This window comes from Loigolactobacillus bifermentans DSM 20003, assembly GCF_001434575.1.
Lineage (GTDB): Bacteria > Bacillota > Bacilli > Lactobacillales > Lactobacillaceae > Loigolactobacillus > Loigolactobacillus bifermentans.
Map to the genome: position 1 here is coordinate 1 of NZ_AZDA01000031.1, position 10,986 is coordinate 10,986.

9 protein-coding genes are annotated in these 10,986 nt (G+C 45.4%); all 9 read right to left on the reverse strand.

The annotated features are described in order from the left end of the window. Nucleotides 1–335: 335 nt before the first annotated feature. The 9 genes from cshA to FC07_RS05065 all read right to left on the reverse strand — a co-directional run bounded on the left by cshA (nt 336) and on the right by FC07_RS05065 (nt 10,906). Nucleotides 336–1,856 carry a degradosome RNA helicase CshA gene (gene cshA, locus FC07_RS05020; RefSeq protein ID WP_057904032.1) on the reverse strand — a complete coding sequence of 507 codons (1,521 nt, stop codon included), beginning with the start codon at nt 1,854–1,856 and terminating at the stop codon, nt 336–338. A gap of 220 nt (nt 1,857–2,076) precedes the next feature. After that, the gene (locus FC07_RS05025) at nt 2,077–3,453 is read right to left on the reverse strand and encodes a UDP-N-acetylmuramoyl-tripeptide--D-alanyl-D-alanine ligase (RefSeq protein WP_057904033.1); all 1,377 of its coding nucleotides are present in this window, start codon (nt 3,451–3,453) and stop codon (nt 2,077–2,079) included. A gap of 15 nt (nt 3,454–3,468) precedes the next feature. Further along, entirely contained in the window at nt 3,469–4,539 is a 1,071-nt protein-coding gene (locus tag FC07_RS05030; RefSeq protein WP_057904034.1) for a D-alanine--D-alanine ligase family protein, read from the reverse strand. 40 nt (nt 4,540–4,579) lie between these two features. Then, entirely contained in the window at nt 4,580–5,350 is a 771-nt protein-coding gene (locus FC07_RS05035; protein WP_057904035.1) for a hypothetical protein, read from the reverse strand. A gap of 531 nt (nt 5,351–5,881) precedes the next feature. Beyond that, the gene (locus tag FC07_RS05045) at nt 5,882–6,157 is read right to left on the reverse strand and encodes a type B 50S ribosomal protein L31 (RefSeq protein WP_057904037.1); all 276 of its coding nucleotides are present in this window, start codon (nt 6,155–6,157) and stop codon (nt 5,882–5,884) included. A gap of 227 nt (nt 6,158–6,384) precedes the next feature. After that, nucleotides 6,385–7,653: a transcription termination factor Rho gene (gene rho, locus FC07_RS05050; protein WP_057904038.1), complete on the reverse strand. Its 1,269-nt coding sequence runs from the start codon at nt 7,651–7,653 to the stop codon at nt 6,385–6,387. A gap of 51 nt (nt 7,654–7,704) precedes the next feature. After that, nucleotides 7,705–9,000, reverse strand: coding sequence for a UDP-N-acetylglucosamine 1-carboxyvinyltransferase (locus FC07_RS05055; protein ID WP_057904039.1), 1,296 nt, complete (start codon nt 8,998–9,000; stop codon nt 7,705–7,707). A gap of 93 nt (nt 9,001–9,093) precedes the next feature. Further along, nucleotides 9,094–10,074: a glycosyltransferase family 2 protein gene (locus FC07_RS05060; protein WP_057904040.1), complete on the reverse strand. Its 981-nt coding sequence runs from the start codon at nt 10,072–10,074 to the stop codon at nt 9,094–9,096. 1 nt (nt 10,075) lies between these two features. Then, entirely contained in the window at nt 10,076–10,906 is an 831-nt protein-coding gene (locus FC07_RS05065) for a hypothetical protein (protein WP_157050118.1), read from the reverse strand. Nucleotides 10,907–10,986: the final 80 nt, after the last annotated feature.

Sequence of the window (10,986 nt, forward strand, 5' to 3'; positions counted from 1 at the left end):
CAACGACGGCAATCTTGTCTTTGCGTTAGCAAAGTGTCCACCGTGCATTTAGGAGCCGTGGCGTTGTGTTTAGTGATTTATCATTTGGCACAAAAACAAAACCGAGCTTTGAAACAAGTGAACTTCTTGCCATGGTTCCTACAAGGGTGATTGCGCCTGTAGGAATGGATAACTAGCGGAAATAAGACTTTTGGCGGCGCAAAAATACTTTGTAGCACCCAGACAAGTTGTTCAAAGCTGCCCACAGTTGCCGTAGGACGTCCTTTTAAGTGTTTATCCAGTGGGTTAATGCGTCAAAAAAGAGCCATGCCTCAGCATGACCCTCGATGATCAATTTATTTTGATTTTGAAAAACGGTGTTGGCCCTCTTTGTGAGAGAAGCGCTTTTTGCGATCGTAATGACTTTCGCCACGTTGGCTGTTGCGACCATGATAGCCGCCACCGCCGTTACCGTTGCGTTTGCCACGATAACCGCCATGACCGTTACCGCCGCGGCCACCGTTACTGCGCCGACGACCACCGCCACCATTCCGTTGTGGTAATGGGCGTTCTGGCGTGATCTTAACTGGCACTGTTGACGCGTCATCCTTGCTAACCGCCTTTAAGTAAGCCGCCACTAATTCAAGTGGGGTAAAGTCGTTTAACAATTCTTCTGCTTGCGCTTCGTACTTGGTTAAGTTCGCCTTTTCAACGGTTTCATGAATTTCAGTCACAGCTGAGGACAATTGACCGTGGAAAGCTTCTTTTTCAGTTGGCGCCTTTAAAGGTTCCATCTTCAGACGGGTTAAGCGTTCGATGGTGTGTAAATAACCCATTTCGTTTGGTGTAACAAACGTGATTGAAGTCCCTTTATGACCGGCACGGGCTGTCCGGCCGACACGATGGACATAGCTATCTGGATCAGATGGTACATCATAGTTGTACACATGGGTGACACCAGAAATATCTAACCCACGGGCAGCCACGTCAGTTGCCACTAAAATGTCTAAACGCCCTGCCTTAAAGCTGCGTAAAACGCTCATCCGTTTTTGTTGTGACAAGTCGCCATGAATGCCTTCAGCGTTGTAACCACGGGCCCGTAAACCTTTTGATAATTCATCGACCCGCCGCTTGGTCCGACCAAAGACAATCGCCATTTCTGGTTCTTGAACGTCGAATAAACGCGTCATAGTATCAAACTTTTCGTATTCTTTAACCCGTACATAATACTGATCCAATAAATCAGCGGTTAATTCCTTAGCTTTAATTTGGACCGTTTTAGGGTCGTGCATAAAGCGATCCGCGATTTTCTTGATGGCATTTGGCATGGTTGCTGAAAACAGTAAGGTTTGACGTTCTTCTGGGACTTGAGCGACAATTTTTTCAATGTCTTCCAAGAAGCCCATGTCTAACATTTCATCTGCTTCATCTAACACCAATGTGCGCACATCGTTTAAGCGAATGGTACGGCGATTAATGTGGTCTTGTAAACGCCCTGGTGTCCCAACGATGACTTGGGGATGATCCTTTAATGAGCGGATCTGACGGCCAATATCGGCCCCACCATAAACCACTTGAACTTTGACCTTTTTATCTTGGCCTAAGCGATAGAGTTCTTCTTGTGTTTGAACGGCTAATTCACGGGTTGGTGAAATGATCAACGCCTGTACATTAGGGTTCTTTTTATCAACGTGTTGTAAGATCGACAAGCCAAATGCGGCTGTCTTACCAGTCCCGGTTTGGGCCTGGCCGATCACGTCGTCACCTTTTAAGGCCATTGGAATGGTTTCTGCCTGGATCGGTGTTGCTTCTTCGAAGCCTTGACGACGAATTGCTTTTAAGAGTTCTGGATCTAAGCCTAGCTCTGAAAATTTCAAATAAGTTCCTCCTTGGGGTTGCTGCTAAAATTGCAAAACAGTACCCGAACTCATTCGCTTCTGCCTTGCAAATATGCTGTTATAAATTTCGCATCTTTTCTATCCTATCATGAAACCAGCAGATGTACAAATTATTTTACTTGCTCATTTTCATGAAAAGGCTATTGTTATCCAATCAAAAGGTGATTGCGCACTTACGCAATCACCTTTTTAAGTTTTTTTAATCTTTTAATTGGCGCAAGATCGTATCTAAGTGCATGCCGTTACTGGCCTTTAATAACACCGCATCACCAGTTTGCACATCCGCTAATAAAGCTTGACTTAGCTGTTCTTTTTCAGCTGTTGGAAAATAATGCACGTGGGCAGCGTAGTCTGGCTTCGCCTTTAACGCGGTTGCTAACGCCTGCATCAGATCCCCGTACAAGTAAACTTCGTCTAATTGCGTTGGATCAACTGCTTCGGCGACACTGGCATGTAACGTTGCCGCTTGGTCACCTAACTCTAACATATCCCCTAATACAGCAATGCGCCGGCCTTGGGTTGGTACAGCTTGAAAGGCCCGCAACACCGCCCGCATGGCCGTTGGATTGGCATTGTAAACATCACTTAAAATATTGACCCCATTCGCCCCACTGACCCACTGCGTTCGATTCCGCGTCAGGTCAAAGTGGGCCAACGCCGCTTGCATTTCTGCTGGTTTGATCCGTAACAATGCTCCGACTTGAATCGCCGCCATGGCGTTGTTCACATTATAACTGCCTAACAACGGCAAGCTAAAGGTGAGGTCTGGGTATTTGTTCAGCCGAAAGCGGGTTTCGTTAGCCGTGCTTTCGATCATGATCGGATACAATTCGCAAGTCTCGGATTGGCCAAAAGTCCGTTGTTGCTGATGCACTTGTTCCGCGCGTTCATGCAATAGCGGCTCGTCGCCTTCGTAAATGAAAAAGCCATCGTCTTTTAAGCCGTGGGTAATTTCCAATTTAGCATCCGCAATTTTGGCCCGGGTGCCGAAAAATTCGATGTGGGCTTCCCCGATCATGGTGATCACAGCCACGTCAGGCGCAACCATTTGACTGAGAAAGTCTAATTGACCTGGCCGATCCATGCCCATTTCGACCACCAGCACTTCGGTATTGGTTTCCATGGACAAAATCGTCATGGGCACGCCAATTTCATTGTTAAAGTTGCCTTGGGTTTTGTGCACGTTAAACCGCTTCTTTAAAATTGCGGCGGTCATATCCTTGGTGGTGGTTTTTCCATCACTACCGGTGATTGCCACCACCCGAGGATCAACTTTCAACAAGTAATAGCGGGCCAATTGTTGTAACGCCGTTAAAGGATCATCAACTTCCAAAACTGGAAAATCAGTGGGTTCATCAGAATGGCCTGCTTGCCAAAAAGTTGCTGTGGCGCCGTGTTGCCGCGCACTTTCAATAAACCGGTGCCCATCTTGTGCTGCCACTAATGGCACAAATAAAGCCCCTGGTGTTAACGTGCGTGAATCAAAACTGACACTGGCGATCTCTTGAGTCGCCCAAGGTGTCACATCGTTTTTAGCCTGGACCACTCGAGCAATTTCAGCGAGTTGCATTTTCATCTTTCAATAACCTCTTTACTGATTTGTTGTTGGCGCCTGCTGTTCATACCGCTCAAGTGCCAAATGGAGCAAGTGCTGGATCAACCGTTCCTGCGTATAACCTTTTAAGCGCCATAAACGGGCAAACATGGCTCGGGGATCTAAATTCAAAATCGTGTTGATCTCGTTTAAAAAAATCGTATTGTTCGCCGTTAAAAAGAAGTCACACCGGGCAATCCCTGAGCCACCGATCAACGCAAAGGCCCGCTTCGCATAAGCCTGCATTTTCTGTTCCACTTCAACTGGAATATCTGCAGGGATCGCCAATTCAGGCTGAGCCGGTGTCAACTTACTTTGGGTATCAAAAAACAAACTATCTTTTAAGATTTCCCCGGCGCCGCTGACTTCTAACTGTTGGTTGCCCATCACACCGACTTCCAGCTCGCGGGCCTCAATGCCTTGTTCCACCAGGATCCGCTGGTCATACTGAAATGCCAACTCAACGGCTGTTTGTAAACTGTTACGATCCCGAACTTGGCTGATACCCACACTGGAACCACTGTTAGCCGGCTTCACGTACATCGGGTATAATAAGGCCCCTTCACACTGTTGCAACACTTTCATGGCATCGAGTTGCCACTGATTTTTTAAAATAGGTAAAAATGGCACTTGCGGTAAGCCTAATTGTTGAAAAATCAACTTACTAGCTATTTTATCCATGCCAATCGCGCTGGCCAGCACACCAGCGCCGACATAAGGCAAGCCTAAAATTTCTAACAAGCCTTGTAACTTACCGTCTTCACCGCTGCGCCCTTGGATCAGTGGGAAGATGATGGCATCTTGCGCCCGAAAATTACCTGGGATCATGGCTTGGCCAATTAAACCGCCAGTACGGGTAGGCGCCGCAACGGGTTGGAGCATTAAGTCTTGACTGGTTTTCACCGTTTGGTCCAGCAAGGGTCCTTGTAACCAAGTACCAGTCTTGGTCACGTAAATCAACCGAACTTGATACTGCTGAAAGTCAATGACATTTAAAACGGCAAAAGCCGCCGCCACCGACAGTTGATGTTCGGCACTTTTACCACCGTAGACTAAATAAATCTGCATGTTGCCGTTCCTACTTCCTTACACAATAACGTGATAGTCGTTAAAATAAATTTTGGGCAAAAATCGATTCATTGATCACACTTAAACGCCATTTCTGGACGCTTTGATCATAAACCAATTCTGCTACTTTTTCTTGTGATGCGTTTAACCACTCATCGTCAACGATTTTCAAGCGGCTATTTAAATAATAAATCGGAATATGGATCTCCCGTTGCCGCAAACCGACTTCTTGAAACGCAAACAGTGCCCCATCAATAAACACAGGTTGTAACTGGCGCAAAATCACCGGATCAATGTCCGCAACAGATGCCCGGCGCCGAAATAAAAACCAAGTGTCGGGGATCTTTTCTTGCAAATGCCGTTTCAAACTGTGGTTGAGCACCTTGTAAAAATGATCTAAATGGCGATAGTACGTCTTCACCATTTGATCAGGCAAGCTTAAATACACATAGTCGTTTTGTAACTTGTAATAAAACGGCGATGCTAAATGGGTATTCGCGTGCCCCAAATACAACAACTCCGCAATTTCTTGTGGAGTCAATTGTTCTAAATACAGAGACTGGCGAAAATCCAGCCACTTCCGCGCAATCTTGCGCTTATCACTAAAATAAGTTTGGATCTCTTCTGTACCAGATACGGTATTAAATCCCGTGTGTGTGTCCAATGCTGCATCCGGGTCCACCGGTGGCAGCAATAACAAATGATTCGGGAATCGCTTTAACGCACTGGCAAAATCACGCGTGCTAATGCCGTAAGATAATATTAAATTAGAAACCGTCTCTAAATGGACATATACTAAATCCGCATTCATCTGTCATACCACCTAGCCTTCAAACCATGTCAAGGCTATTTTACTACGAATAGCCCATAAAGGCATCCACGGAAGACACAATGCTGTAAAGCGATTGTCATATTGGGCACCGATTTGTGGTTGATTTCGCTGATGTAGCTGTCCGAAACGGCCTCCGGCAAAACGGGCTGGAACGTTGTGGGCATGGCTTGAAACCCGGAAATTCACCGGTTTCCAAGACCAGCCTTCGTCTAAGCGGTAAACCGCTAAGACGAATTTCACGACTGAGCCCGTTTTGCCTACGACCTGAAGCACCACAACGTGATCAAGGAGCCGATAAGTCTGAAAAGCACTCGCATACCGCTTAGAACATACCCTTACCACCATTCATAAACAAGAAAAACCTAACTCGCCTTAACGTTTACGCCTGAAAGATAGGTCTGATGATGGTCTTAGCTTAGGATAGCAAATGCACCATGCACCGTTGATCCATGTGTCTCACTAAATTCATATTCAAAAAAAGCCACCCCACAACGAGGTGACCTAAATTGCTTATTTGTTTGATTCTGGTGCCGGGTTGGCATCTGTAAAGCCATATTTTTTGTTGAAACGATCGACTGCACCATCGGCTTGCGTGAACTTTTGCTTACCTGTGTAGAAGGGATGTGAATCAGAAGTGATTTCAACTAATACTAATGGATAAGTATTGCCGTCTTCCCATTCGATTGTTTGGTCAGATGTCTTGGTTGAACCTGACAAGAACTTGAAACCTGTTTGTGAGTCTTGGAAAACCACTGGATGGTAATCTGGATGGATACCTTGTTTCATAATTTTTACGCTCCTTTGCCCTGAATCATACCGCAAAGCGGCCTGCGAAACAGAGATTATATTATGCTATACTGCAACTTTTGCATTATAGCATGCAAGGGCCGGTTTGGCAACCGACTTTCAGGTGTAACCCTCAACATTTCCAAAAATAAAATTGTGCAGGATTTCAAGGGCTGTTGCTTCTGCAAAGATCAGGGCTTAGGGGTAAAAAAGCGCCAAACCTTCACTTAATTTGTATGCAATTTTTGCCCTAACAACTCATAAAATTCCGCGTTGTTTTTCGTTTGGCCTAACATCTTCAACAAGCGTTCCGTATCGGATAAGGGATCGTTATTTAACCCCCGACGGATCTGCCATAAATTGTCTAAATTCGTCTGATTCAGTAACAATTCTTCTTTGCGGGTCCCCGATTGTTTGATGTCCAGTGCTGGAAAAATGCGGCGTTCGGATAATTCACGGGAAAGGTGTAATTCTAAGTTTCCGGTCCCTTTAAATTCTTCGTAGATCACGTCATCCATCCGGCTACCGGTGTCCACCAGTGCTGTTGCTAAAATGGTTAAGCTGCCCCCTTCTTCAATATTCCGAGCAGCGCCAAAAAAGCGTTTTGGTCGATAAAAGGCGGCTGGGTCCAAACCACCAGATAAGGTGCGGCCGCTGGAAGGGGTGGTTAAATTATACGCTCTGGTTAACCGGGTAATGGAGTCCAGTAAGACCACCACGTCATGCTTGGCTTCCACCAAACGCTCCGCGCGCTCCAAAACTAATTCCGAAACCCGCGCATGATTTTCTGGCCGCTGGTCAAAGGTCGATGACACCACGTCCCCTTTCACCGAGCGTTCAATATCGGTGACTTCTTCAGGCCGTTCGTCAATGAGCAGCACGATTAGATCCACATCAGGATAATTGTCACTGATGCCTTGCGCAATGGCCTTTAACAAACTGGTTTTACCCGCTTTCGGTGGCGCAACGATCAAGCCCCGTTGCCCAAAACCCACAGGGGCAAAAATATCGATCAACCGCGTGGATAACTGATTGGGGCCGGTTTCCAAATGCATTTGCCGATCAGGATAACAAGCAGTCAGCGCTGGAAAATGCGGGCGCTGTTTGGCGTCTTCCGGATCACTGCCATTAACCGTATCCACATGCATCAACCCATAATACCGTTCCCCAGGCTTCGGTGGCCGTGCCCGGCCCACCACAAAATCACCGGTTCGCAAGCCAAAGCGGCGAATTTGTGACGCTGAAATGTAAATGTCTTCTTGTGATGGCCCATAGTTTAACGGCCGTAAAAAACCGTAACCATCGTTAACGAAAACATCGAGTACCCCAGCCATAGACACAAACCCGGCTGCCTTGGCCTGCGCACGAATAATGGCAAGGGATAACTCTTTTTTGTTCATTTGACTGTAATATGGAATCTTATAAGTACGCGCATACTTATAGATTTCTTTTAACGTTTGTTGTTCTAACTCGCTCATGGTTAAAAAGTCACTCATCAAAAAACCTCCTACCTAAAAAATCGTGGCCTGCGCCACGATTCTCGCTCATTATGCTAATGTTGTAATCGATGATTGCACGGTTGTGTCATCAATGATCTCAACATCTGCACCAAGGCCGCGTAGTTTTTCAACAATGCGTTCGTAGCCTCGTAAAATATTTTCAACATTATAGATGGTGGTGACCCCTTTGGCCATTAAACCAGCAATGGTCAAGCAAGCGCCAGCGCGAATCTCATCAGCAGACACTTCCGCCCCGTACAACTGATCAGCATGATGTAACATGATCACGTCGTTTTCAATGGTTAAATCAGCGCCCATGCGAATCAATTCTGGTACGTGCTTCACCCGTTTCGGGTAGATCGTATCAACGATCACGCCTTCCCCTTGGGCCTTGAGCATCAGGGGCGTGATGGGTTGTTGCAAGTCTGTGGCAAAGCCAGGATAAGGGGATGTTTTGATCTGCACCATTTTCAAATTTTGAGCAGGTTTCACGAAAATACTGTCATCGTTATAAACCATTTCGACGCCCATTTCTTCCATTTTGGCTAAGAAAGCGTCTAAATGCTCTAAAATAATGTTGCGCACCAGCACTCCTTGGCCCACAGCCGCCGCCATGGCTAAGTAAGTCCCAGCCTCAATGCGGTCCGGAATGATCGTATGGGTGGCATGGGCTTCTAACCGATCGACTCCTTCGATCCGAATAATATCCGTCCCAACACCACGAATCTTCGCCCCCATGTTGTTTAAAAAGGTGGCGAGATCAATGATTTCAGGCTCCCGCGCCGCATTTTCAATTACGGTTTTTCCTTTGGCCCGAACGGCAGCTAAGATCACATTGATCGTTGCCCCAACAGAGACCATGTCTAAGAAGATCCGTGCGCCGTGCAACCCATCAGCCGGCGCCTTGATATACATGGCACCATGTTCGTTGGTCACCGTTGCACCAAGGGCCTCAAAGCCTTTGATGTGCTGATCAATGGGCCGCGGGCCGATATCATCCCCACCAGGCAAGCCAACAATGGCTTCCCCAAATTTACCTAACAACGCGCCCATAAAATAATAAGACGCCCGTAAGCTTTTAATTCGGCCATTTGGAAGTGGTAATGGCAAAATATTCGTTGGATCAATCTTTAAGACGTCCCCTTTAAACTCAGAAGGAACTCGCATGGTCTCTAAAATCGACATTAAGTTGTGAACATCTTTGATATCTGGCACACAATCAAAGGTCACAGGAGTGTCCGCTAAAATCGACGCTGGAATCAGCGCTACCGTACTGTTTTTAGCACCACCAATGGTGACCTCACCAGATAAGGGCTTCCCGCCCATGATCCGCATTTTCTTCATACTTTGCTTTCCTCACTTCAGTTATAATCATTTCAATAATAAAGAAAGTCGCTCTAAAATACAATAGTTTAAGGCAACATGGTTAAGATTTTCTCACGCAGTTGTGGAATTAGAAGTTTCATTTGGTTTTTGCTGACTGTAAGTATCCGTTTGAATAATGAAGCGTGGCCGACGTTTGACTTCTTTGAAGACCTTGCTGACATATTCTCCTAACACACTAAGGGCAATGAGCTGAACACCACCAAGGACCCACATTGACACCATTAAGGATGACCAACCTGCCACCACTTGACCAGTAAATTTGCGAATTAACGAATAAATCATCAGTACCACACCGATAAAAACCACAAAAATCCCCAAATTCATAATTAAGCGTAATGGCACAGTTGAAAAAGATGTAATCCCATCTACTGCAAATGCAATCATTTTGCGCAACGGATACTTAGTTTCACCAGCTGTTCTCGGTTTACGATCATAAAATACTTTTTGCGTTGGAAAACCAACTAACGGTACCATCCCGCGTAAAAACATATTTCGTTCGGGTAAATCCAGTAATGCTAAAACAGCGCGCTTCGACATCAAACGAAAGTCGGCGGCGTTGGGCACCATTTCAACCCCTAACCCATGCATTAAACTGTAAAACATCGTTGCACTCCAGCGCTTAAACCAAGTATCAGTTTTTCGAGAATCACGAACGCCATAAATCACATCCGCTTGCGTGCTTAAGGCAATCATTTTAGGAATCGCCTGAATATCATCTTGCAGATCCGCATCAATTGTTATCATGATATCGGCATCTTGACTCGCAACGGTTAAACCTGCTAGTAACGCACTTTGATGTCCAAAATTACGGCTAAACTGTAATCCAGTTACTAATTGATTGTTTAACTGAGCTGACGCAATCAATGACCAAGTTTGATCACGACTGCCATCATCTACAAATAATAACCGACTGGTTGGCGCAACAGCTTGTTGATCAATCAGCTGTTGTAAAAGCGCCGTTAATTGCGACAAACTACTTGGTAAAACAGCTTCTTCATTATAGCAAGGTACAATAATCGTTAATCGTTTCATTTCAGCATGTGCTCCTTAAATACCACTTAAAACTCACCAAGCTCCCCCCTAAAAGGACCAAATCTAATACCACTAATCCAATGCGACTTAAAACTGGCTGCATCTGCTGCCAGCCTACCGTTAACACAAGGTATTGCTGTTGCCAAGGATCACTTTGTAACGACTGCATTTGGGGAATCGCATGATAATGGTGACTCTTTAAAAGTGTTAATTTAATAGTCTTTCCCCCACGATTTAAAATTCGTAAGCGATATTGACCGGGGTGCATTTTCTGATGCAGTTGCCAAGCCGTTGCCGCTTTATTTTGCGATAGGTGCCATTTTTGTTTGGTACCAACGTTTTCCAAAGTGACCTGCAATTGATTGCTTGGCTGTCCAGTCTTATTTTGCCAAATCACTTGATTTGCCGTTTGTTGCAGTGTAAAGCCTTGCGTTACTGTTTTATTCTGCGCTAGCTGAATTGTACCATAAGTCTTATTTTGCATAATTTGTGGTGTTAGCTGTGACTGTGGCTGTAATAGCCCTCTACTTTGCCAGGTCCCCCCTAGCATCAATAAAATACATAGGACACCAAATCCCAATTGCCAAATTCGTTGGTGTTGTACAACTCTCTGTGGAATTGTTTGTTTAATGGTTTGCTGAATACCAGTACCTGCACCAAATAACAAAAACGGTAAAATCAGGTACACATAACGGGCTTCCCCTTCCCAGAAGAACATGTGAAAGGCGCCGATTCCTAAAATCGTAAGTAATATAAAACGCTCAGCCGAATTTAAGCGTTGCTTCAAGCGTAATTTAAAATAAACTGCTAATAAATTAAAGCCCATCAACACGAGATAAATCACTTGGTTCCAAGAATGAAGTGCAATAGAAAAGTTAGACAATTTAGATTTTGAATTAAGCAATCATGGCT